Source organism: Microbacterium atlanticum (assembly GCF_015277815.1).
In the GTDB taxonomy this organism is placed as follows: domain Bacteria; phylum Actinomycetota; class Actinomycetes; order Actinomycetales; family Microbacteriaceae; genus Microbacterium; species Microbacterium atlanticum.
Window position 1 is genome coordinate 1132840 of the sequence record NZ_CP063813.1, and the last position, 24030, is coordinate 1156869.

The 24030-nt window shown below is 72.2% G+C and carries 24 protein-coding genes, 1 tRNA gene and 1 riboswitch; of the genes, 16 read left to right on the forward strand and 9 right to left on the reverse strand.

All coding sequences use genetic code 11. The features are described 5' to 3' along the window. Positions 1 to 92: 92 nt before the first annotated feature. Positions 93 to 1046 (reverse strand): alpha/beta fold hydrolase, encoded by a 954-nt coding sequence (locus tag IR212_RS04950; RefSeq protein ID WP_194397865.1) that lies wholly within the window; start codon positions 1044 to 1046, stop codon positions 93 to 95. 66 nt (positions 1047 to 1112) lie between these two features. On the opposite strand from IR212_RS04950, the gene IR212_RS04955 reads away from it, so the two are divergent. The 4 genes from IR212_RS04955 to IR212_RS04970 all read left to right on the forward strand — a co-directional run bounded on the left by IR212_RS04955 (position 1113) and on the right by IR212_RS04970 (position 3401). Beyond that, positions 1113 to 1622 carry a carboxymuconolactone decarboxylase family protein gene (locus IR212_RS04955; protein WP_194397866.1) on the forward strand — a complete coding sequence of 170 codons (510 nt, stop codon included), beginning with the start codon at positions 1113 to 1115 and terminating at the stop codon, positions 1620 to 1622. 53 nt (positions 1623 to 1675) lie between these two features. Continuing rightward, the gene (locus tag IR212_RS04960) at positions 1676 to 2401 is read left to right on the forward strand and encodes a tyrosine-protein phosphatase (RefSeq protein WP_194398532.1); all 726 of its coding nucleotides are present in this window, start codon (positions 1676 to 1678) and stop codon (positions 2399 to 2401) included. 77 nt (positions 2402 to 2478) lie between these two features. Then, positions 2479 to 2955, forward strand: coding sequence for an SIP domain-containing protein (locus IR212_RS04965; RefSeq protein ID WP_194397867.1), 477 nt, complete (start codon positions 2479 to 2481; stop codon positions 2953 to 2955). Positions 2956 to 3062: 107 nt separating this feature from the next. Next, positions 3063 to 3401: a hypothetical protein gene (locus IR212_RS04970; protein ID WP_194397868.1), complete on the forward strand. Its 339-nt coding sequence runs from the start codon at positions 3063 to 3065 to the stop codon at positions 3399 to 3401. A gap of 75 nt (positions 3402 to 3476) precedes the next feature. On the opposite strand, the gene IR212_RS04975 is transcribed toward IR212_RS04970, so the two are convergent. From IR212_RS04975 to IR212_RS04990, 4 genes are all read right to left on the reverse strand, one after another. Further along, positions 3477 to 3935: a Fe-S oxidoreductase gene (locus IR212_RS04975; protein ID WP_194397869.1), complete on the reverse strand. Its 459-nt coding sequence runs from the start codon at positions 3933 to 3935 to the stop codon at positions 3477 to 3479. Continuing rightward, on the reverse strand, positions 3932 to 4768 hold the full coding sequence (locus IR212_RS04980) for an arginase family protein (protein WP_194397870.1): 837 nt from the start codon (positions 4766 to 4768) through the stop codon (positions 3932 to 3934). Before IR212_RS04980 ends, IR212_RS04975 begins: the two co-directional genes overlap by 4 nt. Before the next feature lie 139 nt (positions 4769 to 4907). Beyond that, complete coding sequence (locus tag IR212_RS04985) at positions 4908 to 5648, reverse strand: PspA/IM30 family protein (RefSeq protein WP_194397871.1); 741 nt, start codon at positions 5646 to 5648, stop codon at positions 4908 to 4910. A gap of 96 nt (positions 5649 to 5744) precedes the next feature. Next, the gene (locus tag IR212_RS04990) at positions 5745 to 7772 is read right to left on the reverse strand and encodes a TPM domain-containing protein (RefSeq protein WP_194397872.1); all 2028 of its coding nucleotides are present in this window, start codon (positions 7770 to 7772) and stop codon (positions 5745 to 5747) included. Between the two features lie 214 nt (positions 7773 to 7986). Here IR212_RS04990 and IR212_RS04995 point away from each other — a divergent pair, with 214 nt between their 5' ends. The 4 genes from IR212_RS04995 (at position 7987) to IR212_RS05010 (ending at position 10979) form a co-directional block, all read left to right on the forward strand. Continuing rightward, positions 7987 to 8844, forward strand: coding sequence for a DUF3097 family protein (locus IR212_RS04995; RefSeq protein WP_194397873.1), 858 nt, complete (start codon positions 7987 to 7989; stop codon positions 8842 to 8844). 90 nt (positions 8845 to 8934) lie between these two features. Continuing rightward, positions 8935 to 9618, forward strand: a complete 684-nt coding sequence (gene trmB / locus IR212_RS05000; RefSeq protein WP_228479598.1) for a tRNA (guanosine(46)-N7)-methyltransferase TrmB — start codon at positions 8935 to 8937, stop codon at positions 9616 to 9618. 12 nt (positions 9619 to 9630) lie between these two features. Beyond that, a complete protein-coding gene (locus IR212_RS05005) occupies positions 9631 to 10536 on the forward strand; it encodes a CPBP family intramembrane glutamic endopeptidase (protein WP_194397874.1) in 906 nt (301 codons plus the stop codon). 47 nt (positions 10537 to 10583) lie between these two features. Then, positions 10584 to 10648: riboswitch (guanidine-III (ykkC-III) riboswitch) on the forward strand. Between the two features lie 10 nt (positions 10649 to 10658). Next, positions 10659 to 10979 (forward strand): DMT family transporter, encoded by a 321-nt coding sequence (locus IR212_RS05010; protein ID WP_194397875.1) that lies wholly within the window; start codon positions 10659 to 10661, stop codon positions 10977 to 10979. Between the two features lie 326 nt (positions 10980 to 11305). On the opposite strand, the gene IR212_RS05015 is transcribed toward IR212_RS05010, so the two are convergent. The 4 genes from IR212_RS05015 to IR212_RS05030 form a co-directional block, all read right to left on the reverse strand. Beyond that, positions 11306 to 11569, reverse strand: a complete 264-nt coding sequence (locus tag IR212_RS05015; RefSeq protein ID WP_194397876.1) for a hypothetical protein — start codon at positions 11567 to 11569, stop codon at positions 11306 to 11308. Positions 11570 to 11651: 82 nt separating this feature from the next. Continuing rightward, positions 11652 to 11990 (reverse strand): DUF7882 family protein, encoded by a 339-nt coding sequence (locus IR212_RS05020; protein WP_194397877.1) that lies wholly within the window; start codon positions 11988 to 11990, stop codon positions 11652 to 11654. A 200-nt stretch (positions 11991 to 12190) separates the two neighbouring features. Then, positions 12191 to 12263, reverse strand: a tRNA-Arg gene (locus IR212_RS05025). Between the two features lie 43 nt (positions 12264 to 12306). Next, positions 12307 to 13131 (reverse strand): SGNH/GDSL hydrolase family protein, encoded by an 825-nt coding sequence (locus IR212_RS05030; protein WP_228479488.1) that lies wholly within the window; start codon positions 13129 to 13131, stop codon positions 12307 to 12309. Between the two features lie 159 nt (positions 13132 to 13290). On the opposite strand from IR212_RS05030, the gene IR212_RS05035 reads away from it, so the two are divergent. The 8 genes from IR212_RS05035 to rho all read left to right on the forward strand — a co-directional run bounded on the left by IR212_RS05035 (position 13291) and on the right by rho (position 24029). Further along, the gene (locus IR212_RS05035) at positions 13291 to 14145 is read left to right on the forward strand and encodes a transglutaminase-like domain-containing protein (protein WP_228479489.1); all 855 of its coding nucleotides are present in this window, start codon (positions 13291 to 13293) and stop codon (positions 14143 to 14145) included. Positions 14146 to 14192: 47 nt separating this feature from the next. Beyond that, positions 14193 to 15860, forward strand: a complete 1668-nt coding sequence (locus IR212_RS05040) for an arginine--tRNA ligase (RefSeq protein ID WP_194397879.1) — start codon at positions 14193 to 14195, stop codon at positions 15858 to 15860. 2 nt (positions 15861 to 15862) lie between these two features. Continuing rightward, positions 15863 to 16684 (forward strand): LmeA family phospholipid-binding protein, encoded by an 822-nt coding sequence (locus IR212_RS05045; RefSeq protein WP_194397880.1) that lies wholly within the window; start codon positions 15863 to 15865, stop codon positions 16682 to 16684. A 150-nt stretch (positions 16685 to 16834) separates the two neighbouring features. Further along, the gene (gene lysA / locus IR212_RS05050; protein ID WP_194398535.1) at positions 16835 to 18289 is read left to right on the forward strand and encodes a diaminopimelate decarboxylase; all 1455 of its coding nucleotides are present in this window, start codon (positions 16835 to 16837) and stop codon (positions 18287 to 18289) included. After that, complete coding sequence (locus tag IR212_RS05055) at positions 18286 to 19599, forward strand: homoserine dehydrogenase (protein WP_194397881.1); 1314 nt, start codon at positions 18286 to 18288, stop codon at positions 19597 to 19599. Before lysA ends, IR212_RS05055 begins: the two co-directional genes overlap by 4 nt. Before the next feature lie 21 nt (positions 19600 to 19620). Further along, positions 19621 to 20709, forward strand: a complete 1089-nt coding sequence (gene thrC, locus IR212_RS05060; RefSeq protein WP_194397882.1) for a threonine synthase — start codon at positions 19621 to 19623, stop codon at positions 20707 to 20709. Beyond that, complete coding sequence (gene thrB / locus IR212_RS05065) at positions 20706 to 21653, forward strand: homoserine kinase (RefSeq protein WP_194397883.1); 948 nt, start codon at positions 20706 to 20708, stop codon at positions 21651 to 21653. Before thrC ends, thrB begins: the two co-directional genes overlap by 4 nt. 198 nt (positions 21654 to 21851) lie before the next feature. After that, positions 21852 to 24029 carry a transcription termination factor Rho gene (rho, locus tag IR212_RS05070; RefSeq protein WP_228479490.1) on the forward strand — a complete coding sequence of 726 codons (2178 nt, stop codon included), beginning with the start codon at positions 21852 to 21854 and terminating at the stop codon, positions 24027 to 24029. The last annotated feature ends 1 nt before the right edge of the window (position 24030 follow it).

Here is a 24030-nt window from a genome sequence, read left to right on the forward strand (position 1 = left end):
CCGGGCGCGGCAACCCGCTACTCGGAACGCAATGGAAGTGATATCGCTTCCCGATCCGCCGATTCGGGTGCCCGCCGCAGACGCGGGACCGGTCAGGTGTCGGCGGCGAGAAGCCGCAGGCGGGCGGCGAGGTCGGACGGGACGTCCTCCTGCACGTTGTGCCCGGCCGGGACGGAGATGACGGATGCCGCGGGCAGCCGTCCTGAGAAGACCTCGACGTCCGCCGGGGTCACGTAGCCGCGGTCGCCGCGGATGAGGGTCGTCGGCGCGCGCACCCCGGCGAGGTCCTCCCAGCCGGACTCGCCGAGCACCGCCGCCACGGCATCCCTCCCTCGCGCCGCCGGCGCCGCGCCGCCGGCGGCGGTCGCGGCGTTGGCGAGGTGCGCGAAGTGGTGCTTCCACTCGACGCGGCCGTCGGCGCGCACGCGCGAGTTGTGGAACACGCCGCGCTCCGCCTTGCGCCGGGTGCCCCCGCCCAGGCCGAACGCGAGGGCCCGGTCGACGAGCTCGTCACGCGAGGCCCAGTCGACCGGGCCGGCGAAGAAGTCGCGGATCTGGGAGGGCCCGGCGTCCGGGTCCAGGCCGGGGGTGATGTCGATGACCACGAGCGCCCGGACCAGGTCCGGGCGGGACGCCGCGACGGCGGCGGCCGTCAGCCCGCCGAGCGACTGCCCCACGAGCACCTGGGGTCCGGCTGTCCAGGCATCCATCCCCGCCGCGACGTCGGGGGCGAGCACCCGCGCGACGTACTGCGCATCGTCGCGCCACGAGGAGTCGCCGTGGCCGGGGAGGTCGATCGCCAAGGCGGGCAGCCCGAGCGCCAGGATCGTGGTGTCCCACGTGTGCGCATTGAGGCCTGCGCCATGGAGGAACGTGACCACCGGCGGGGCATCGGGAATGTCGGCCGGCGCGTAGTGGAGTGCGCTGAGGCGGCGCCCGCTTCCGAGCGTCAGCGTGAGGCGCCGGCCGCGGGGAAGCGGGCCGTCGATGGCGGCGTCCGCGGCCTGCTCGGGGAGGAACGAGAACTCGTCGATGGGGTCGCTCACCCGCTCATCATGCCCCACCGCGCGGGGGTCGGTCCGCGGGGTGGCGGGCCTGGGTAGTCTGGCGTCATGACGGCTGAACACCGTGTGCACCTCTCGCGAGCGGCGCGTCCCGCCTACCAGGCCCTCTCGGCCTTCTCGAAGACCGTGGGCGGCATCGCCGCGGAGAACGGCGTCGACGACCGGCTCAAGGAGCTCGTGCAGATCCACGCCTCGCAGCTCAACGGGTGCGCCTACTGCGTCCGCGTCCACGTCGAGCGCGCGACAGCCGCCGGTGTGTCGGCGGACGAGATCGCGCAGCTGCCGGTGTGGCGTGATTCCGGTGTCTTCTCTGAACGCGAGCGCGCCGGTCTCGAGCTGGCCGAGGCGTTCGTGTTCATCCATGAGGACGGCATCCCCGACGACGTCTACGACCGCGTCGGCGGCGTCCTCACCGAGAAGGAGTACGTCGCCCTCAGCTGGGTCCTCGTCTCCATCAACGCGTTCAACCGCATCGCGATCGCCGGGCGCTACAGCGTTCCGCCTCGCGACGACCTCGCCGGCGAAGACAAGGACGCCGCCGCGGGCGCGGCGTGGTGACCGACGACCCCCACGCCGTCGAGCCGGTACCCCCGGCCGATCCCGAACGCCTGGTGGTCTCCGACCCGGTCGTCCCCGGCGCGGTGAACCTGCGCGATGTGGGGGGCCTTCCGGCAGGCTCGGCGACCACGCGGTACGGGATCCTGTTCCGCTCGGGCAACCTCGCCCGCCTCGGGGGCAGGGGTCGCCGGGCGCTCGCGGGCCTCGGCCTGCGCCGCATCATCGACCTGCGCGCGGATGAGGAGATCGCCCGCGACCCCAGCCGTATTGCCGGACTGGATGTCGTCACCCAGCGCGTGCCGCTGTTCCTCGGGTCGGTGGAGTCGTTCTTCCGCGACGACCTCAGCCTCGATCAGATGTACCGCGGCATCGTGGACGACTCGGCGGAGGGCGTCGTCTCGGTGGTGCGGGGCATCCTCGCCGACCAGCCGGTGCTCGTGCACTGCACCGCCGGGAAGGACCGCACCGGCGTGACGGTGGCGCTCACGCTCGCCGCTGCCGGTGTCGATGTGGATGCCGTGGTGGCGGACTACGCGCGCACCGAGGGCCTGCTGCCGGCCCGGCGCAACCGCTACGTCGTCACGCTGCTGCGCTCGATGCACCCGCGGGCCGTGAACGTGGAGGACCTCGTCATGCGCTCGCCGGCGCCGGTCATGGAGGCGCTCCTGCTGAGCATCGGTGAGCAGTACGGCTCGGCCGAGGACTACCTCCGAGCGCACGGCCTGGGGGATGACGAGCTGGTGGAGCTGCGTCGCGTGCTGCTGCGGCGGGACGCCTAGCGGCGGCAGCCGTCCCGCTGTCATTCGGAGTCACTGAGGTTAGGCAACCCTTCGTCAATGCGTATACTGAGGGTGTCATGCCACCCGTCACCGCTCACGAGACCGCCGCGCACAACGCGTCCGCGTGTCGTGCGTCACGGCACACGCGCGTCCAGCATCTGATCACCGCGGACGAGGCCTCGCTCACCGAGCTCGGGACGCTCCTCGCGACGCTGCCGATCTGCTCGACGGGCCGCATCTTCATCGAGATCCCGGATGCCTCGTGGATCTCCGACATCGCCGCTCCGAGCCGCATGGTCGTGACGTGGCTCGACCGGTCCCGGCGCTCCGGCGCCCCCGGGACGGGCCGCGGCTGCGCGCCGGGTGAGGCGCTCACGCGAGCGGTCCGCGCGTGGGCCGGCGAGATGCTGTGCGTCGACGACGACCAGACGCGCATCCACCTCCTGGGCGGCTACCTCGGCACCGCCGACATCCTCGACCACCTGGTGGGTCTCGGCGTGCCCGCCGAGTCTGTCCACACCCCCGCGCAGTACGGCCTGTCGACCGTCCGCTGACCCCCGTCCTCACCCGGGCTTCCTCTTGACGCAGAGTGTGTCGAGGAGTTCGATGGGCGCGAGCGGGCGACGAGCGCCCGCTGTTCATGTCTGGGAGGGGACCCGTGATGGGCAAGAAACTGGTGCTGGGGATCACCGTCGGAGCGATTCTCGTGCTCGGATCAGCAAGCGGCGCATTCGCCGGAGAGGTGGGCGGCAACGGCCAGACCACAGGGGCGTACTACAACTCGAACTCGGAGTGCGCGTTCTCGGGCCTCGAGGACGGCTCGGAGGATCCGACCGCTCCGTCGGGTCCCGGCGCGACGCAGAACTGGGGTCACACCAAAAATGCACCTCTTCCCCCTGGCGTGACGCTGACCAGCAAGGGGGCGGCCTTCGTCACAGTCACGACCCCAGAGGGAACGTTCACCTTCGGTTGTAACGCCAAGGAGTTCGGCCGCAAGTGAGCTGATTCTCTCGGCGCGGTCGGCGGTATCGCCGGCCGCGCCTTCTGCCGTCGCCGCGCCGCACCGTGGTGACTCTCAGGCGGCGCCGCGGGGCACGTAGTTGCCGTCGGCGAGCCCCGCCTCTATCTCGAACCGGTTGCGCAGCGGGTTGCGTCCGGCCAGCAGGTACAGCAGCGGCATCAGGAGGCCGTAGCGCTGCCACTGGCGCTTGTGCACGGCCTCGTGGCGCAGCAGCGCATCGGAGACGCGTCCGTCCCCGGTGAGGAAGCATCCGCCGACGCACGCGCCGCCGCGGGGGAAGGCCCACCGCGGCAGGCCCCGGAAGATCCACAGGCCCTCCCGTCGCTCGACCGCGCCGGTGCTCCACAGCGAGCCCCAGATCCAGCCGACGGCGCACCCGTACCAGTAGCCCACGCGGCTGATCGGCGAGTCCAGCAGGAACGCCGGGATGAGGGCGTCCACGCGCCGGCCTCGGATGACGGCGCGCTCGGCGCCGGCACGCCATCCGGGCGGCGGCGCAGGGATGGGGCTCACGCCAGCGCCCCGATCACCCGCAGGATCGCGCCGAGATCGTCGGTGGCGGCTGCGGACGAGGCAGGGGAGTAGCCCGCGAGTGAGGCCCCCACCAGCGGGACACGCGCGCGCAGGCGGGCCAGAGCCGCGGTGAGCTCGGCGACGGTGATCCCGAACGGCTCGGGATGGGCGTTGCCGGCGATCTCGGCGGGATCGAGGGCGTCGATGTCGACATGCACGTAAACGGCCTCAGCGCCGGTTGCGGCGACGGCGTCGGCGAGGGCGTCGGGCTCGGCGAACCGGTCGGCTCCGAGGGTGGTGATGCCGAAGTCCGCCACGGCACCCATCTCCTGATCGTCGTACGACCGGGTGGCGCCGATGACGACGCGCTGCGGCGCCACGGTCCCTGCCGGCAGGGCCAGCTGCGGCACGCCGTCGCCGACCACGGCCCGCAGCACCATGCCGGCGAAGGCGCCGGAGGGGGAGGTGTCGGGCGAGTTGAGGTCGGGGTGGGCGTCGATCCACACGACGGCGAGTCCCGGGGAGCGACGCGCGGCGTGCGCGATGGGCGCGAGCGCGATGCCGCAGTCGCCGCCGACCGTGAGCACCGCCTCGTCGGGTGCCGACGCCGCGTGCGCCTCGAGCGCCTCGGCCACCATGCCCTGGACCCGCTGCAGCGCGCTCAGGCGGTGGACGCCGGTGTCGAGGGACTCGCCCGCCTCCATCGGCACGTCGAGCACCGTCGTCGCGGCGCGGGGCAGGTCGCCGGCGATCGCCTGGGCGCCGTCGATGAGCTGCATCGCGCGGGAGGACGGGCTTCCCTGCCACTGCGGGACCACGAGGTAACGCGTCATCCCCTCATCTTCGCGCACACCCGCGGTCGCGGCATCCGCCTCCACTCCTTCCCGTGCGTCCGCGCCCGTTGGCCCCAACGCGGGCGCGAGAGAGGGGCGCCGGATCCGTGCGGACCCGGCGCCCCTCGCGGCGTGCGGCTCAGTGCTCGATCGCGGCCTGCTGCGGCGTCGCACCGGACTTCAGTGCCGCGAGCCGGGCCTCGACCTCGGTGAGCTCGCCGACGTCCTCGAGGGCGGTGAACTGCGCGTCGAGGCTCGACGCCGCCAGCTCCTGCTTGCCCGCGGCGAGCGCCTCCTGGCGGCGCACCTTGTCTTCGAAGCGCCCGAGCTCGCTCGTCGGGTCGAGCACGTCGATCGACTTCACGGCGTCGTGCACCTTGTTCTGGGCCTCGGCCGTCTTGGCGCGCGCGAGCAGCTCGGCGCGCTTGGCGCGCAGCTGCTCGAGCTTCTGCTTCATGCCGTTGAGGCCGTCCTTGAGCTTGTCGACGACCTCGTTCTGCGCGGCGATGGTCGGCGCGATGGCCTTGGCCTCGTTCTCCTCGCTGATCTGGCGCTGCAGCGCGATCTTGGCGAGGTTGTCGAACTTGTCGGCGTCGCTTGTGTTGCCGGCGCGGCGCAGCTCGTCGGCCTTGCGGCTGGCGGCGAGCGCCTTGTTGCCCCACTCGGCGGCCGCTTGCACGTCCTCCTGGTGGTCGCGCTCCAGCAGGCGCAGGTTGCCGATCGTCTCGGCGATCGCCGACTCGGCGTCGGCGATGGAGTTGGTGTAGTCGCGCACGAGCTGGTCGAGCATCTTCTGCGGATCCTCGGCAGAGTCGAGGAGCGCGTTGATGTTGGCCTTCATGAGGGTCGAGATGCGACCGAAGATGGACTGCTTCGCCATCGGATTTCCTTCCTGTCGGACTTCAGTTCTGGTCTTGATCGATGTCGGATGACGGATGCCGCGCCCCGTGGTGCTCGGGCGGCTGGACGGTTCGGGTCAGAAGCGGCCACCCCCTCGGCGCATGCGAGTGCCTCCGCCGCCGAAGCTTCCCGGCCGGAACCCGCCGCCGGAGCCTCCGCCGCCGCCGAGCATCCCGCCGAGCCCGCCACCGAACCCGCCCCCGCCGGAGCGGCCGCCGCCCAGCACCGAGTTGAGGACGATGCCGCCCAGCACCGCGCCGAGCATGCCGTTGCCCCCGCCGCCCTGCTGGCCGCCGCCGAACATCCCGCCCATGCCGCCGAAAGCCCCCACGTCGTTCTGGGCGAGCTGGATGGCCGCACCGGCGAGCTGGTCCGCCCGCTGCGCCTGCTGCATCGCCTGCTGGGGGTCGGAGGCCTGCAGCGCGTGTGCCCGCGCGAGCGAGGCGCCGGCTTCGGCCAGCCGCGTGCGCGCCTCGGCGCCGACCGCGCCCCGCCGCGCCGTGATGTAGTCCTCGGCCGCCGACACCTGCGCCTGCGCCTGCGTCATCACCTGCCCCAGCATCTGCTGTGCCCGCTGCGCCTGCGCCTGCGCGTCGCGCACGCCCTGCACGAGCGCGTCGATCTGGGTGTCGGCGGCCTCGAGCGCCTGGAGCGCCGCGAGCGGGCGCTTTGCCGCGCCGGTCAGCTGTCCCCGGGCGGTGTCGAGCTGCTGGCGCGTCGCCGCGATCACCGCGGCGATGCGGCCGTCGGCATCGGGAAGGGCGGATGCCGCGGCGATGTCGCTGTGCAGCTCGGTGAGCAGAGCCGACGCGCTGCGCTCGGCGGCGCCGAGGTCGTTAGCGAGCTTCTCGATGGCGTCCTCGAGAAGGGTGGCCTGGCCGACCGCCTCCTCCGCTGCGCGGATCCCCACTGCCGCCTCGCCGCCGTCCCCGGCGGCGATGGCGGCCTGCGCCGCGACGAGCTGTTCGTCGGCGAAGTCGAGACGCTGCCGGGCCTGCTCGGGGTTGTCGGCGACGGTGGCGAGGGCCTCCGGCGCATACGACGAGCGCAGCACCTGCAGCCGGGCCGCGGCCTGATCCAGGGATGCCGCCGCGCGCGCCCGCTCCGCCTGTACGCGGGCGAGCGCCTCGGGGGCGTTCTGTTCGAGTCTGCGCAGCTCGTCGAACGCGGCCGCCTTCTCGTCGAGCAGGCGGTTGGAGGTCTCGCACAGCGCGATGATGCGCTCGTTCCAGGCGCGGGTGTCCGCCTCGGAGTCGGGCGTCGCGTCGTCGAGCTGCTGGCGCAGCCGGAAGGCTTCGTCGAGGTTCTGCTTCGCGGTGGCCAGCGCGGTCTCGAACTCGACGGTGGCGGCATCCCCGAACTGCGCTTTGGCGAAGCCGAGCTCCTGCGCGCTGGTCTTGAGGGCGTCGTCCGTCTCGACCAGGAGCGACGCGGCGCGCTTCTCGAGCTCCTCGATGCTCACCTGCGGCGGCGCGCCGGGACCGGTCGGCACCGCCGGGCCGGAGCTCCGGCGCCGCAGGAACACCACGAGCAGCACGACGCCCACCGCGACAGCGATCGCCACCAGCACCCACGTGAGCCACCCGCCCCCGCCCGGCGGATCCGAGGCGCCGGCGCCCGATCCTCCGCCGGCGGCGTCGGTCATCCCGTCGGCTGCCGCGTCCACGGCGCCCAGCCAGTCGTCGCGCTGGAGCGCCGGCTGGATGCGCTGGGTCTCGATCGTCGAGAGCTGCTCCTCGCTGAGCGGACCGGCCGACGAACCGGACAGGTAGTACTGGCGGCCGTCCACGGCCACGGCGAGAAGGTACTGCGTGATGCCGAGTCCGTTGTCGTCCGCGGTCTGGTTCGCCCACTCCGCCGCACCCTCGGGGTCGGTGAACCGGTCCACGTAGGCCACCCACAGGTCCAGCCCGCTGTCGGCCTTGAGCTGCTCGAGGCGCTGCTGGGCCTCGGCCTCTTCGCTCTCGCTGAGGACATCCGCGTCGTCGAGGACGTACCCCGTGCCGAGCGCGACCGGGGGAGTCGCCGTGGCCGCCGCCCCGCCGACCGCCGTGGCCGCGAGCACTGCAGCGGAGACGAGCGCCGCTGCCCATCGCACTCGCATCGAACCCCCTCTGGTCACCCTCGGCCGAGTCTATTCAGGGCCGGGTATACGACGGTAGCCCGCCGAGCGGCCGCAGGGTGTGTGTTCGCCGTGAGCATGCGGCGAGCCCGGGTGCGGCCGGGCGGCAGGAGCCGAGCCGGGATCGGCCCGCGCGCGGGTCGCTGCGCCCGGCCGCGGGTCCGAGCGGGTAGCGTCTCGGATCCGGAGGAAGACGATGGACGATCGCTACGGCGCCGATGTGCTGGCTACCGGATGGAAGCAGCAGGGGGTTCGCGCGCTGCCTCGGGTCGCCGCATCCCGCGATCTCGTCGTCGAGGTCGCCGACGACGGCTACTGCGGCGCGGTGGTCGGCGTGTCGGGCGGCATGGTCGAGCTCGAGGATCGGCGGGGTCGCCGGCGGGTGTTCCCGCTCGGCGCGGGCTTCCTGATCGAAGGCAGGGACGTCGTGCTGGGGCCGCCCGCTGCCGCGCCCGTCAGCTCCGGTCCCCGGCGAACCGCCTCCGGCTCGTTCGCCGCGCCCGACGCGCGTGCGAGGACGGCGCGGGCCAGCCGGATCCTCGTCGAGGGACGCCACGACGCCGAGCTCGTGGAGAAGGTGTGGGGCGACGATCTGCGTGCCGAGGGCGTCGTCGTGGAGTACCTGCAGGGTATCGACCTGCTCGCCGCCACCCTTGCGGAGGAGCCGCCGACCGTCGAGCGCCGGTACGGCGTGCTGGTGGACCACCTCGTGCCCGGATCGAAGGAGTCCCGGATCGCCGACGCGATCGCGCGCGGCCGCGACGGTGCGCACGTGCTCATCGTCGGCCATCCGTGGATCGACGTCTGGCAGTGCGTCACCCCGCGCGCGGTGGGCATCCAGCGGTGGCCGGAGGTGCCGCGCGGCATCGAGTTCAAGGTCGGCGTGTGCCGGGCCCTCGGCTGGCCCGCCCGCGACCAGGCGGACGTCGCGCGCGCGTGGCAGCGCATCCTGGCGTCGGTGAAAAGCTACCGCGACCTCGAGCCCGCCTTCCTCGGCCGCGTGGAGGAGCTGATCGATTTCGTCACCGTCGGGCGAGCCGGCGCGTCTGGGTAGCCTGGTGGGGTGACCGACCCCGTCTCATCGATCCCCGCCGGCCGCACCTTCCGTGAGAAGCCGGTGTCGTTCGTGCGGCGCAGCGGGCGGATGTCGGAGGCGCAGGAGCGCGCGTGGAGCGAGCTCGCGCGGCAATACGTGGTGAGCGTCCCGCGCGACGTCGCGGCCACGAGCATCCTGCCGGACTCCGCGATCGATCCCGTGGCCGTCTGGGGCCGCGCCGCGCCCCTCGTCGTGGAGATCGGCTCCGGGCAGGGGCATGCCATCGTGCACGCGGCGTCGTCGCACCCGGAGGTCGACTTCCTCGCGATCGAGGTCTTCAAGGCCGGCCTGGCCCGCACCATGCTCGACGCCGACCGCGCCGGCGCGCGCAACCTGCGACTGGTCGAGGCCAACGCGCCGGAGGTCCTCGAGCACCTGCTGCCCGCGGCATCCGTCGACGAGCTGTGGGTCTTCTTCCCGGACCCCTGGCACAAGAAGAAGCACACCAAGCGACGCCTGGTCACCGCGGGATTCGCCGACGTCGCCGCGCGCGCCCTGAAGGACGGCGGGATGCTGCGGCTGGCCACCGACTGGGAGGACTACGCGCTGCAGATGCGCGACGTCATGGACGCGGCCGCCGCCTTCGAGCGGGCCTACGAGGGGCAGTGGGCGCCCCGCTTCGACGGTCGCGTGCTCACCGCCTTCGAGCGCAAGGGCGCCCGGGTCGGTCGTGACATCCGCGACCTCGCGTACCGTCGGGTGAACGGTGCCCTCCGCCCGCTCGAGGATTGACCGGAGCCTGACATGCCCGCACACCCAGACGCCGCCCCCGTGCCGGTCGTCCCCACGTGGTCCTGGCACCTGCTCCCGGCCCTTCTCGTCTGCCTCGCCGCCCCGGCGTTCTTCGTGCTGCGGATCCCGTGGGTCGGCTGGGTGCTGCTGGCCATCGGCATGGCGGTGGCGGTGGCGATGGAGCGCGTTCCCGCGGCGCAGCGCGTGCCGGCGCGGGGGAGCGCGACGGCGGGGCCGGCGGGGGAGGCCGTCCGCCGCCCCTCGCTGACGCGCGACCTGTCGCTCATCGCGGTGGGCCTCCTCATCGTGAGCGTCATCCCGCTGAAGGCCGAGCTGGACAACCTGGCCATCCTCCGGTTCGCCCTGGCGCTGGGGGGAGCGGTGGCGGTGCCCTACGCGATCTCGCGGTGGGTGTACCGCGACCGCGCGATCCGGTTCCCCTGGCGCGGCGGCGGGCGGTGGACCGCCTTCCAGTGGACGTGGCTGGTCGCGGTGCTGCTCCTGGGCTGGCTGATCCTGCCGTTCTACTTCATCACCTCGGGGGTCTACCTCAACTGGCCCGTCGTCGACACGCCCGATCTGATCGCGCGCCTCTTCGTCGGCGTGGGCGCGGTGGGCATCTGGGACGAGCTCTTCTTCATCTGCACCTGCTTCGCGCTGCTGCGGCGCCACTTCCCGTTCTGGCAGGCGAACATCCTGCAGTCCATCGTGTTCGTCTCGTTCCTCTGGGAGCTGGGCTATCAGGCATGGGGGCCCCTCCTGACCATCCCGTTCGCGCTGCTGCAGGGTTTCATCTTCATGAAGACCCGCTCGCTGGCCTACGTCGTGACGGTGCATCTGCTGTTCGACGCCGTCGTCTTCCTCGTGCTGGTCCACGCCCACAACCCCGGCATGCTCGACTGGCTGTTCCTCGTGTGAGGCGCCGGCTGCACAGGGGGTGATCAGGCCGGTCGGCTACAGTCGGATGCGGGTCCCCGACCGGACCCCCGGACGACGGATCAGTACCCGGTGAGCGACAAGACTGGCCAGGAGGCGCAGTCATGTCGTGGGTCATCCTCATCCTCTCGGGCATCCTCGAGGCCGTGTGGGCCACCGCGCTGGGCAAGACCGAGGGCTTCACCAAGCTCTGGCCGAGCGTGGTCTTCGGCGTCGCCCTGGTGGCGAGCATGGGCGGCCTCGCGTGGGCGATGCGCGACATCTCCACCGGCACCGCCTATGCGGTCTGGGTCGGGATCGGCGCCTCGCTCACCGTCGCGTACGCCATGATCAGCGGCGACGAGGCCTTCTCGATCGTCAAGATGCTGCTCATCCTCGGCCTGGTCGGCTGCGTCGTGGGACTGAAGGTCGTCGGACACGAGTGATCGAAGGAGCGGATGCTGCGGCATCCGCTCCCATCTCCCGCCCCCTGTCCTTCACCCTCACGTTGACGTCGAGGCGACTTCTGCCCGCCCCCTTGACGGCGCGGTCGGACAGGAGGAGATTCGAGAGTACGAACAGACAACAGGAACGAGGTACCCGAAAGGGAACCGGACACGGAAACCAGAAATCGCACTGACGATCCCCCCGGCGCTTCGGCACCGAGGGGATCATCGTTTTCTGCGCCGAGGGCGGAGCGCCGGGGCTCGCGCGAAGCCGGGGCCCCGGCGACGCGCCCGCAGGCGGCCTCGTGCGGGCGGAGCACCGTTCGTCAGCCGCCGGTGCGCGGGTTCTGCCCCGACCCCGCGACCGCGGGTGGCGGAGCGGCATCGTCGCCCGGAATCGGGATGACGGCGAGCGGCACGCCAGGGGTGATGAGCAGATGGGCGGGCCGCATCGTGCCCTCGCCGTCGTTGACCTCGAGCCAGAAGAAGCCCTTCGCCAGGCCCGCCTCCACCTCGCGCAGGAGATCGTCCAACCGGCGGCCGCCCACGCTGTAGTGCTCGCCGTCGTAGTAGATGTCGATCCGCTTCATCCCGCTCCTGTCGTCCCTTGGCCGTCTCGGCCGTCCCTGTTCGCGGTTCGGCGCGAGGGGCCGTCGCCCGCGCGGTGCGCGGTCAGGCGATCACATCGTGCTCCTGCGGCTCCACGGCGATCGGCATGGCGGGCTCGGGGACGAGGTAGAGACCGGACGGCGAGTTCGCGGTGTGGGCGAGCGCGTCGATCCACGCGGGGTTGAGCTGCGGTTTCCGGCTGCCGTAGAACTTGTACACCAGCGCGCATCGAGGGTGGACCCAGATCGTCGTGCGTCCGTCGCCGATGCTGGCGTCGTCGCGCCATGTGAAGTGGAAGGGCTCTCCTCGCCGCAGCTTGGTGCCGATCACCAGCTGAAGGTGCGCGAGCGTACGGTCATCGAAGTCGACCTTCACAGCCCCTTCGTAGATCAGCTTTCCCATCGACTGCCTCCGCCCGGAGACTGCCGGCGAACGCAGCGCCGTGGGGGTCGCCTGTGGTGGACGTCGGTCAGCTCCACCGCTCATGCTCCTCCGGTCGGGGTGGCTTGGACACCCCTTGACACCCCGCGCAGGTGGCCAACGGTGTGCCGGCCGAAGAACACGAAAGGACCGGTCCGTGTGGACCGGTCCCTCACCGTGCGTGCCCCCGACAGGAATCGAACCTGCGACCTTTGGTACCGGAAACCAACGCTCTATCCCCTGAGCTACGGAGGCGTGCCGATCGAGGTTACCATCCCGCGGGGCCCGCTCCCGCCGGTCAGGGGGCCGGGACGGTGTCCTGGTGGGGCGCGTCGGCCACGACCGCCGGCTGATCCGCCATCCGCCGGATCGCCTCGGCCACCCGCTGGGCCAGGTACCCGTGCCCGTCGGTGGAGGGGTGGTCACGGCCGATCGGTCCGGTGTCGATGACGTCCAGATAGTTGGTCTCGGTGATCCAGTCCTCGGCGATGGGCGAGACGTACCACCACCCGCGCGCGGCGGCGAGCTCGCCGAGGTCGGCGTCGATGCTCCGGGTCGCCTCCTCCACCGGCAGCACCTGCGGAGCCGGCCCGAGGATGACGATGTCGGCATCCGGATAGCGGGCGTCCAGCGCGTCCCAGGCGGCGGTCACGGCTTCGCGGTAGCCCTCGGGGTAGAGCCGGCGGTCGTTGATGGAGCCTTCGACGATGATGACGTCGGGTTCCAGCCCTGGGTCGAGCGACGCGATGCGCTCGCCGTACGACGGCCCGTCGATGCCGGGCTTGAGGTAGCCGCTGCCGCGCACGCCGTCGACGATGGTCTGGACGCTCAGCTCGTCGGCGAGCCGGTACGCGAACCCGAGCGTCGGCGTCGTGGCCGCGGAGCCGTAGACCCATGAGTCGCCGAAGACGAGCACGCGCGCATCGTCGCCGAGCGCCAGCGGAGCGAGGGGGACGGATGCCGCGGCCGCGCCATCGCCCTCCGCCACGGCGGCGGGCGCGACCGGCTCCGGGGCACCCCAGGGGCGCAGCACGGCGACAGCGCACAGCGCGGCGACGGCGAGCGCGGCGCCCACGAGGGAGAGCCACAGCCGCCGTGCGCGGAACCGGCCGGGCGCGTGCATGAGAAGAGGGTAAGTCATCTGCAGGGGCACCTTTGACGCGCCCGTCCCGGCGCGGACGAAGACAGGCCGATCCTGAGGCGATGCACAGCGATCCGGGCCCGAGAGGGCGCCTGTGGACCGGCGCGCCGAAGCGGCTCCCCGGCGTGCGAGGATACTTCGGTGCAACGCGTCGTCACCGCTGAGATGGACCTCGAATTGGGGGCATCCGTCGACCTCATCTTCCAGATCGCAGCCGCCCAGGCGGTGCCGGTCTCGAACGAGCAGCTGACGTTCACGCAGGGCGATCGGGTCTACACGCCGACCGAGATCGTCGACCAGTCCGGGAGCCGCCTTCATCGCCTGACCGGCGAGCCGGGGCGTCTGCAGATCCGCTACGAGGCGGCCGTCGAGGGCCTGGCCGCATCGAACCGGACGAGCGACCTGGAGGCCATCACGTACCTCCGTCCCAGCCGCTATGCGCAGTCCGACGAGGTCTTCCAGCAGGCGCGCCGCCAGTTCAAGGGGCTGTCCGGCCACGACCTGATCGCCGCGGTCTCGGACTTCGTCGCGTCGAGCACCACCTACACCCCCGGGCTCAGCCACGGCACCGACAGCGCGGTGACGACGCTCATGACCGGCCAGGGGGTCTGCCGGGACTACGCGCACGTCGTCATCGCCCTCCTGCGCGCCATGGACATGCCGGCCCGCTACGCCGCCTGCTACGCGCCGGGTCTGCGCCCGATGGACTTCCATGCGGTCGCGGAGGCCTACCTCGACGGGTCCTGGTACGTCATAGACGCCACCCGCCTGGCCAATCGCCGGTCACTCGTGCGCATCGCCACCGGGCGCGACGCCGCCGACTGCGCGTTCCTCAGCTACCACGGCGGCTACGTGGGCCTGGAGCGCCTGCGGGTCGACGCGTGGGTCGTGCCCGAGGACGCGACGCTCGGCAGGCTGGACATGCTCTCCGACGCGCTCCCCGAGGCGTCGGACCCGGCGGCCGACGACTTCGCCGCACTCGTCCAGATCTCCTGACCGGGGGCGCAGGACCCGGCCGCACGCCGAACTAGAATGGGGCGGCTATGAATCCTGAAGCCCTCTCCGCCGCCCTGCTCGCCGTCGTGACCCCGCTCGCGGAGGCCCGACGCCCGGGTGCGGCCGAGGGACTCACCGCCGCCGACCTGCCGCTGGAGCGTCCCAAGAACCGCGACCACGGCGACTGGGCGTCCAACGCCGCACTGAAGCTCGCGAAGGCCGTCGGCGCGAACCCCCGGGAGTTCGCCGCCGACATCGCCCGCGGCCTCAGCGAGGTCGACGGGGTCGCCGAGGTCGAGGTGGCGGGCCCGGGATTCATCAACATCCGGCTGGACGCCGCCGCCGCCGGCGCCCTCGCGAAGACGATCGTCGAGGCGGGTGCGGCGTTCGGGACGAACCAGTCCCAGCGCGGCAACACCATCAACCTCGAGTTCGTCAGCGCCAACCCCACCGGGCCGATGCACATCGGGCACACCCGCTGGGCAGCGCTCGGCGACGCGATGGCGCGCCTGCTGCTGGCCAGCGGCGCGACGCTCGTCCGCGAGTTCTACGTGAACGACGCCGGTGCGCAGATGGAGCGGTTCGGCCGTTCCGTCCTCGCCGCCGCGAAGGGGGAGCCGACGCCCGAGGACGGCTACCCCGGCTCGTACATCGACGACCTCGCCCGGCGCGTGCTTGCGGCCGAGCCGGACCTCCTGTCGCTGCCGGCCGACGAGCAGCTGGCCCGCGCGCGCGACCGGGCGTACGAGTTCCAGCTCGGCGACCTGCAGGTGTCGCTTGAGAAGTTCAACGTGCACTTCGATGTCTTCTTCAGTGAGCGTCGCCTGCATGCCAAGGGCAGCCACGGCGAGCCGAGCCTGGTCGAAGAGGCGATCGACCGGCTGCGTGAGCAGGGTCACGTGTTCGACGAGGACGGCGCGGTGTGGGTGCGCACGACCGACTTCGGCGACGACAAGGACCGGGTCATCCGTCGCTCCAACGGCGAGTACACCTACTTCGCCTCCGACGCGGCGTACTACCTCAACAAGGGCGACCGCGGCTTCGCGCACAAGATCTATCTGCTCGGTGCCGACCACCATGGCTACGTCCATCGGCTGAAGGCGCTCGCCGGGGCCGCCGGAGACGATCCCGAGAAGGACATCGAGGTGCTCATCGGCCAGCTCGTGTCGGTCAACGGCGCTCGCCTGTCCAAGCGCGCCGGCAACATCATCGAGCTCGACGACCTGCGCGAATGGCTCGGCACCGACGCGCTGCGCTACTCGCTCGCGCGGTACCCGGCGGACTCGCCGCTGACCCTGGATCCCGAGATCCTCCGCAGGCGCACCAACGACAACCCCGTCTTCTACGTGCAGTACGCCCATGCCCGCACGCACAACGTCACGCGCAACGCGCACGGCTCCGGCGTCGACCGCTCACAGTTCGCCCCCGAGCTCCTGACGCACGAGACGGAGTCGGCCCTGCTCGGCGCGCTGCAGGAGTTCCCGCGGATCGTGGCGTTCGCCGCCGAGGTTCGGGAGCCTCACCGCGTGGCCCGCTACCTCGAGGAGCTGGCCGGCCTGTATCACCGCTGGTACGACAGCTGCCGGGTGATCCCGCTCGGCGACGAGCCGGTCGAGCCGGTGCATCGCACGCGACTGTGGCTCAACGACGCGACCGGGCAGGTGCTGCGCAACGGGCTGGATCTCCTGGGCGTCGGCGCGCCCGAGCGGATGTAGCGATGGCCGGAGCGGACACGCGACCGACCGAGCCCCTTCCCCAGTGCGCGGCATCCACGCCTCCCCAGCGGCGCCGACGGGGTGCGTGGCCGTGGTTCGTCGGGTTCGCCATCGTGGCGCTGCTCGCGGTCGCCGCGTGGTTCGCCGCTGAGGCGATCGCCCGGCAGGTCGTGATCGGCGTCGTCCGGGATCAGGTGCGCACGCAGCTCGCCCTGCCCGACGCGCAGCCGATCGACGTGGGGCTGGTCGAGCCGGTGCTGCCGCAGCTCATCGGCGGCACGCTCACCGAGCTCACCGTCTCGTCCGAGGACGTCGTCCTCGGCAGCGTCGAGGGCGACATGTCGGTCGTCGCACGGGGCGTTCCCGTGCGCGGCAGTGACGACATCGCGGGCGCGGAAGGCACGCTGGTCCTCGACGAGGAGCAGCTGCGTGCGCTGCTGTCGGGTGTCGAGGGCTTCCCGGCCGACAGCCTGGGCCTCGCGGCCCCGAACATCACCGCGACCACCGATCTGACGATCTTCGGCGCGACCGTCGCGGTGGGCGCGGCGCTCACCCCATCAGCCTCCGGGGGCGACCTCGTGCTGAGCCCGGCCTCCCTGCAGCTGGGCGGGGCCGAGGTGTCGGCCGACGAGCTGCAGGACCGCTTCGGCCGGATCGCCGACGGCGTGCTGCGGGACTGGGATGTCTGCGTCGCGGAGTACCTGCCGGCAGGCGTGACGCTCACCTCGGTCGCCGTGGCGGGGGAGACGCTCGTGGCGGGCTTCGACATCGACGGCGGCATCGCCAACGACCCCGCGCTGCAGGAGAGCGGCACGTGCGCGTGAGACGCCGGGCGTCACAGGGGACGGGGAGCCCGACCCCCGTGCCCTAGACTGCTAGCACTGCCAGGCGCCGTGACCCTACCGGCCCGGCACTCGCGCCGCATCGGTCGTCCGGGCGGCCACAGCGTCGAAGCCCCCACCGATTGGTCCACCGTGTCCGCCGACCCGCATACCCGCTCCGTCGCTCCCGCGTGGCTCCGGCCTCCCGCCGATGCGAACAGCCTCGCGCCCGCGGTGTGGCCGGCGACGGCGTCACGCGACGGCGCAGGCGTGCTGACGGTCGGAGGCGTCCCCGCCACCACGCTGCGCGAGCGGTTCGGGACGCCCCTGTACGTGCTCGACGAGGACGAGGTGCGTGGGGCCGCCAGGCGCACGCTCGATGCCTTCCGCGCCGCGGCGGCGCTCCATGGCGTGCAGGCGCGCGTCTACTACGCCGGCAAGGCGTTCCTCAGCACCGAGGTGGTGCGGTGGGTGACCGAGGAGGGTCTCGCGGTCGACGTGTGCACCGGCGGTGAGCTCGCGGTCGCGCTCGCAGCCGGCGCGGATCCGGCGAGGCTGGGCTTCCACGGCAACAACAAGTCCGTCGCCGAGCTCGAGCGGGCGGTCGAGGTCGGCATCGGGTCGATCGTGATCGACAGCCTGATCGAGATCGAGCGACTCGCCGCGATCGTCGAGCGTCGCGGTGCCGCCCAGCCGGTGCTGCTCCGGGTCAACAGCGGCGTGCACGCCGAGACGCACGACTTCCTCGCGACGGCCCACGAGGATCAGAAGTTCGGCTTCACGCTCCTGGATGCCCCGGCCGCCGTCGCGCGCATCCGGGAGCTTCCCGGCCTGGACTTCGTGGGACTGCACTGCCACATCGGCTCGCAGATCTTCGGCACCGCCGGGTTTGAGGAGTCCGCCGCCCGCATCGTCGAGCTTCACGCCGAGCTGCGCGAGGGCGGTGAGCTGCCCGTCCTCAACCTGGGTGGCGGCTTCGGCATCGCCTACACCTCCGTCGACGACCCGACGCCGATCGAGGCCCTCGCCGTCGGCATCGCCGACGCCGTCGCCCGGCAGTGCGAGGTGCGCGGCATCCCCATCCCGAATCTCGCCTTCGAGCCGGGTCGCGCCGTCGTCGGCCGCGCGGGGGTCACGCTGTACGAGGTGGGAACGACGAAGCCGGTCGCGCTCGAGGGCGGCGACGCGCGGCTGTACGTCAGCGTCGACGGCGGGATGAGCGACAACCCGCGTCCGGCGCTGTACGGCGCCCACTACTCCGCGCGCATCGCGTCGCGCACGAGCGATGCCGAGCCCGCGCTGGTGCGCGTGGTCGGCAAGCACTGCGAGTCGGGCGACGTCGTGGTCGACGCCGAGTACCTGCCGTCCGACGTCTCGCCCGGCGACCTGCTGGCGGTCCCGGCGACCGGCGCGTACTGCTTCTCGCTCGCGAGCAACTACAACTACGTCCCCCGCCCGCCCGTCGTGGCGCTGCGCGGGGGAGAGGCGCGCGTCATCGTGCGCGGCGAGACCCTCGACGACCTGCTCGCCCGCGACGCCGGCACCCTCGCCGCCGTGCGCGACTCTGGGCGCCCCTCCGCGGGTGCACCGACGGAAGGGACGGAATGACCGACTACCGACGACTCCGCGTCGCACTGCTGGGAGCCGGGTCCGTCGGCTCGCAGGTGGCGTCGCTGCTGCGACGTCACGCCGACGAGCTGGCAGACCGGGCGGGCGCCCGCCTGGAGCTGGTCGGCATCGCGGTGCGCGACGTCGACGCCAAGCGCGACGCCGACCTCCCGCGCGAGCTCTTCACCACCGACGCCGACGCGCTCATCGTCGGCTCCGACATCGTCATCGAGCTCATGGGCGGCATCGAGCCGGCGCGCGAGTACCTCCTGCACGCGATCAACTCGGGCGCCGACGTGGTCACTGCCAACAAGGCGCTGCTGGCCACGCACGGGCCCGAGATCTTCGACGCCGCCGACCAGGTCGGCGCGGAGGTGTACTACGAGGCGGCCGCCGCCGGAGCCATCCCCATCATCCGGCCGCTGCGGGACTCGCTCGCCGGCGACCGCGTGCAGCGCATCATGGGCATCGTCAACGGCACCACGAACTACATCCTCGACCGGATGGACACCGAGGGCGCCGAGTTCGCCGACGTGCTGGCCGACGCGCAGCGTCTGGGCTACGCCGAAGCCGACCCCACCGCCGATGTCGAGGGCTACGACGCCGCGCAGAAGGCGGCCATCCTCGCCAGCCTCGCCTTCCACACCACGGTGCCGCTGGACGCGGTCCACCGGGAGGGCATCACCGCGATCGACAAGTCGATGATGGACTCGGCGCGCCACGCCGGCTACGTCATCAAGCTGCTCGCGGTGTGCGAGCGGCTGAGCGACGACTCCGGCGAATCGATCTCGGTCCGCGTCTACCCGGCGCTCATCGACCGCACTCACCCCCTCGCGAGCGTGCACGGCGCCAACAACGCCGTGTTCGTGCAAGCCGAGGCCGCGGGCAACCTCATGTTCTACGGCGCCGGCGCCGGCGGCGTACAGACCGCGTCCGCCGTGCTGGGCGACGTCGTCTCGGCAGCGCGCCGCCACATCGCCGGGGGTGTCGGCGTCGGCGAGTCGACGCTGGCCAACCTCCCCATCGTCCCGGTCGGCCGCGTGACCACGCGCTACCAGATCACCCTCGAGGTCGACGACCAGCCCGGAGTGCTCGCGACCGTGGCCGGCATCCTGAGCGACGGCCGTGTCTCGATCGCGACCGTCGAGCAGACCGTCGAGGAGGAGCGCGACGGCGAAGCCGGGGTCGCGCGCCTGGTGATCGGCACCCACAAGGCCCTCGAGCAGGACCTCAGCGACACCGTGGCGCGTCTCGGCGCGAGCGGCGTCGTCGAGCGCGTCGTCTCGGTGCTGCGGGTCGAAGGCAACTGAAGCTTCTGAAGGAGAACTGACATGGCACATGTTTGGCGCGGAGTGCTCCGCGAGTACGCAGACCGTCTGGGCGTCACGGATGCCTCCACCGTCGTCACCCTCGGCGAGGGCGGCACGCCCCTCCTCCCCGCCCCCGCGCTCTCGCGCCGTACCGGCACGGACGTGTGGGTGAAGTTCGAGGGGATGAATCCGACGGGCTCGTTCAAGGACCGCGGCATGACCGTCGCGGTCTCGCGGGCGATCCAGCACGGCGCGAAGGCGGTCATCTGCGCCTCGACGGGCAACACCTCCGCGTCCGCGGCCGCCTACGCCGCCCACGCCGGCATCACGGCGGCCGTGCTCGTGCCCGAGGGCAAGATCGCGATGGGCAAGCTCAGCCAGGCGGTGGCGCACAACGGACGCCTGATCCAGATCCGCGGCAACTTCGACGACTGTCTCGAGATCGCCCGCGAGCTCGCCGACAACTACCCGGTGCACCTGGTCAACTCCGTCAACCCCGACCGGATCGATGGCCAGAAGACCGCCGCGTACGAGATCGTCGAGCAGCTCGGCGACGCCCCCGACTTCCACTTCATCCCCGTGGGCAACGCCGGCAACTACACCGCCTACACCCGCGGCTACACCGAGGAGGCCCAGGCCGGCGTCTCGACGCGCGTGCCGCGCATGTTCGGCTTCCAGGCCGCCGGCTCCGCGCCGCTCGTGCGCGGCGAGGTCGTGAAGAACCCCGAGACCGTCGCGAGCGCCATCCGCATCGGCAACCCGGCGTCGTGGGAACTCGCCCTGGAGGCCCGCGCGGCGACCGATGGCTACTTCGGCGCCATCGACGACGACCGTATCCTCGCGGCGCAGAAGCTCCTCTCCGGCGAGGTCGGGATCTTCGTCGAGCCGGCCTCGGCGATCAGCGTCGCGGGGCTCCTCGACCGCGTCGAGGCCGGCGTCGTGCCCCAGGGCGCGAGAGTGGTGCTCACCGTCACCGGGCACGGCCTGAAGGACCCCCACTGGGCGCTGCGCAACGCCGACGGCTCGGACGTCGAACCCACGGTCGTGGACGCCGCCACGTCGGAGGTGGCATCCGTGCTCGACCTCGCGCCCGCGGCGGCGACCGCGTGAACGCAGCCGTCGTGCCCGCTCCCGGACGACGCGTCCTGGTGCGGGTCCCCGCCACGAGCGCCAATCTGGGACCCGGGTTCGACACCCTCGGCCTCGCGCTGAGCGTGTACGACGAGCTCGACGTCACCGCGCTCGGCGAGGGCGAGCTCGAGATCGAGGTCGAGGGCGCGGGCGCGGCCGACGTGCCGCGTGACGCCTCGCACCTCGTGGTGCGCGCGATCGCGTACGCCTACGAGGCGGTGGGGCGACGGATGCCGGGACTGCGCCTTCACGCGAGGAACGTGATCCCGCATGGGCGGGGCCTCGGCTCGTCGGGTGCCGCCGTCGTGTCGGGCCTCCTCGCCGCGAAGGGGCTGCTGGAGGGTGACGTCGAACTCGGTCCCGACGCGCTCCTGCGGCTAGCCACCGAGCTGGAGGGTCACCCCGACAACGTCGCCCCGGCTCTCTTCGGCGGCCTCACCATCGCGTGGGTCGACGAGGACGGCCCGCAGCACAAGAAGCTCCTGGTGCATCGCGGCGTGTCGCCGCTGGTCTTCGTGCCGGAGTTCACGATGTCGACCTCGCTCGCCCGCAGCCTCCAGCCCACCCAGGTGCCCCGCGAGGATGCCGTGTTCAACGTCTCGCGATCGGCCCTGCTGATCGCCGCCCTGACCCAGAGCCCCGAGCTGCTGCAGGCCGCGACCGAAGACAAGCTGCACCAGAACTACCGCGCCGGCGCGATGCCCGAGACCGACACCCTCGTGCGCGCGCTGCGCTCCGCGGGGTTCGCCGCCGTCGTGTCGGGGGCCGGCCCCAGCGTCCTGGTGCTCGCCGACGGACCCGGCCGCCGCCTCGAGGCGGCCGCGCTGGCGTCGGCCACCACCGACACTCCGTGGGATGTCCTCATGCTCGCCGTCGACTTCAAGGGTGGTACAGTGAGGGAGTACGCGGAGGGTTCCACGTAAATCGTGAATCTGGCCTCCGTCGCAAATCTGCGAAACCACCGCACGGCATTCTGACCTGCCGACGTCCGCTGAGCACCTCGCGGTCCCTCACCCCGTCGGCGGGTGTTCGAGCAGGCGTGACAACTGCTCGGAACAGGCGGATGCCATCCATGTGCCGTGCGATCGTGCATCACCGTTCGTTTTCACAAGGGAGAACTCGTGGAGTCCATCTCCGAGATCCACGCCGACGTTCCGGCCGACGAGCGCGCGGAAGCGCCCGAGGCCATCGAGAACGCCGACGCCGTCCAGGCTGAAGCCGCCGAAGCTGCGCAGGCCACCGCCGCCGAGGTCGTCGCCGAGGAGGCGGTCGCGGAGGCCGTCGAGGCCGACGCTGCCGCCGTGGCCGCCGTAGAGGAGGCCGTCGTGGCCGAAGTCGTCGCGGAAGCCGCCGTCGAAGAGGCCGCCGCCGTCGCCGAGTCCGGCGACCCGATCGCCGCCGAGGCAGCTGAGGCCGTCGCCGAGGAGGCCGTCGCCGAAGCGCTGGTCGCCGACGCCGTCGCCGAGGAGGCCGTCGTCGAGGCCGAAGCCGCCGACGTCGTCGCCGCGGAGGCCGTCGCCGAGGCTGCCGCCGAAACCCCTGCCGAGGTTCCCGCGGAGGAGGCGCCGGCAGCCCCCGCGAAGGCGCCCCGCAAGCGGGCACCGCGCCGCGCCAAGAGCACCGACGCGCCGCCGGCCGAGCCCGCGGAGGCGCCCGCCGCCGCGCCCGCCGACGCCGCGCCCGCCGACGCTGCGACCGCCGGCGGAGAGGGGGCCTCCGACGCGGCCGCTCCCGACGCCGCCGCTGCCGCCGAGCCATCCGCTCCCGCCGAGGCATCCGCCGACGCGGCCACCCCGGAAGCCGCGACCGCAGACACCGCCGACCAGGCGGCGGACGCGGAGAGCGCCGAGACGCCGTCGCGCGGCCGCGGCCGCAGCCGCAGCCGCAGCCGCAACCGCAGCGGGGCGAAGGACCAGGGCGGTCAGGGCGCGGAGGGCCAGGGGGGTCAGGGCGGCGGACAGAACCAGAACGCCAAGCCCGCGGCCGAGCCGGCGAAGGCGGAGACCTCCGACGACGACCAGTCCGGCCAGGGCAACGGCCGCGGGCGCCAGCGCAACAAGCGCCGCGGCGGCCAGGCGACCGGCGACGAGTTCGAGACCGAGATCGGCGAGGACGACGTCCTCATCCCCATCGCGGGCATCCTCGACGTCCTCGACAATTACGCGTTCGTCCGCACCTCCGGCTACCTGCCCGGCACCAGCGACGTCTACGTGTCGCTGGGGCAGGTGAAGAAGTACAACCTGCGCAAGGGCGACGCCGTCGTCGGCGCGATCAAGCAGCCCCGCGAGGGCGAGCAGTCCAGCCGTCAGAAGTACAACGCGCTGGTCAAGGTCGACGCGATCAACGGCCTCTCGGTCGACGACGCCGCCACGCGCGTCGAGTTCGGCAAGCTGACGCCCCTCTACCCGCAGGAGCGCCTGCGCCTCGAGACGGCGCCCGAGAAGCTGACTCAGCGCATCATCGACCTCGTCGCCCCGATCGGGAAGGGCCAGCGCGGCCTGATCGTCGCGCCTCCCAAGGCGGGCAAGACGATCGTCCTGCAGCAGATCGCCAACGCCATCGCGATCAACAACCCCGAGGTGCACCTCATGGTCGTGCTCGTCGACGAGCGCCCCGAAGAGGTCACCGACATGCAGCGCACCGTCAAGGGCGAGGTCATTGCCTCGACGTTCGACCGCCCCGCCGAGGACCACACCACGGTCGCCGAGCTGGCCATCGAGCGCGCCAAGCGCCTGGTGGAGCTCGGCCGCGACGTCGTCGTGCTGCTGGACTCGATCACGCGCCTCGGGCGCGCCTACAACATCTCGGCGCCGACCTCCGGCCGTGTGCTGACCGGCGGCGTGGACGCCTCGGCGCTGTACCCGCCGAAGCGCTTCTTCGGCGCGGCGCGCAACATCGAGAACGGCGGCTCGCTCACGATCCTCGCGACGGCCCTCGTCGAGACCGGCTCCAAGATGGACGACGTCATCTTCGAGGAGTTCAAGGGCACCGGCAACAGCGAGCTGCGCCTGAACCGCCAGCTGGCAGACAAGCGCATCTTCCCGGCGGTCGATGTGAATGCGTCGTCGACGCGTCGCGAGGAGATGCTGCTGTCGCCCGACGAGGTGAAGATCACGTGGAAGCTCCGCCGCGCGCTCGCGGGCCTCGAGCCCCAGCAGGCCCTTGAGGTCGTGCTCGGCAAGCTCAAGGAGACGCAGTCGAACGTCGAGTTCCTCGTGCAGATGCAGAAGTCGATCCCGGCGCCCGCCGGCGGGCACGGCGGTGGACGCAGCCACGACCACGACAACAGCATCCGCTGAC

Excerpts from the sequence above, each read along its gene's own strand:
- IR212_RS04995 (WP_194397873.1), top strand. The coding sequence starts at position 7,987 with ATGGACGATCGCTACGGCGCCGATGTGCTGGCTACCGGATGGAAGCAG.
- IR212_RS05055 (WP_194397881.1), top strand. The coding sequence starts at position 18,286 with ATGACCGACTACCGACGACTCCGCGTCGCACTGCTGGGAGCCGGGTCC.
- IR212_RS04980 (WP_194397870.1), bottom strand. The coding sequence starts at position 4,768 with ATGACGCGTTACCTCGTGGTCCCGCAGTGGCAGGGAAGCCCGTCCTCC.
- IR212_RS04955 (WP_194397866.1), top strand. The coding sequence starts at position 1,113 with ATGACGGCTGAACACCGTGTGCACCTCTCGCGAGCGGCGCGTCCCGCC.
- trmB (WP_228479598.1), top strand. The coding sequence starts at position 8,935 with ATGTCGGAGGCGCAGGAGCGCGCGTGGAGCGAGCTCGCGCGGCAATAC.
- IR212_RS05045 (WP_194397880.1), top strand. The coding sequence starts at position 15,863 with ATGGCCGGAGCGGACACGCGACCGACCGAGCCCCTTCCCCAGTGCGCG.
- IR212_RS05040 (WP_194397879.1), top strand. The coding sequence starts at position 14,193 with ATGAATCCTGAAGCCCTCTCCGCCGCCCTGCTCGCCGTCGTGACCCCG.
- IR212_RS05020 (WP_194397877.1), bottom strand. The coding sequence starts at position 11,990 with ATGGGAAAGCTGATCTACGAAGGGGCTGTGAAGGTCGACTTCGATGAC.
- IR212_RS04985 (WP_194397871.1), bottom strand. The coding sequence starts at position 5,648 with ATGGCGAAGCAGTCCATCTTCGGTCGCATCTCGACCCTCATGAAGGCC.
- IR212_RS05015 (WP_194397876.1), bottom strand. The coding sequence starts at position 11,569 with ATGAAGCGGATCGACATCTACTACGACGGCGAGCACTACAGCGTGGGC.
- IR212_RS05030 (WP_228479488.1), bottom strand. The coding sequence starts at position 13,131 with ATGCACGCGCCCGGCCGGTTCCGCGCACGGCGGCTGTGGCTCTCCCTC.
- IR212_RS04990 (WP_194397872.1), bottom strand. The coding sequence starts at position 7,772 with ATGCGAGTGCGATGGGCAGCGGCGCTCGTCTCCGCTGCAGTGCTCGCG.
- IR212_RS05005 (WP_194397874.1), top strand. The coding sequence starts at position 9,631 with ATGCCCGCACACCCAGACGCCGCCCCCGTGCCGGTCGTCCCCACGTGG.
- thrC (WP_194397882.1), top strand. The coding sequence starts at position 19,621 with ATGGCACATGTTTGGCGCGGAGTGCTCCGCGAGTACGCAGACCGTCTG.
- IR212_RS04965 (WP_194397867.1), top strand. The coding sequence starts at position 2,479 with ATGCCACCCGTCACCGCTCACGAGACCGCCGCGCACAACGCGTCCGCG.
- IR212_RS05010 (WP_194397875.1), top strand. The coding sequence starts at position 10,659 with ATGTCGTGGGTCATCCTCATCCTCTCGGGCATCCTCGAGGCCGTGTGG.
- IR212_RS04970 (WP_194397868.1), top strand. The coding sequence starts at position 3,063 with ATGGGCAAGAAACTGGTGCTGGGGATCACCGTCGGAGCGATTCTCGTG.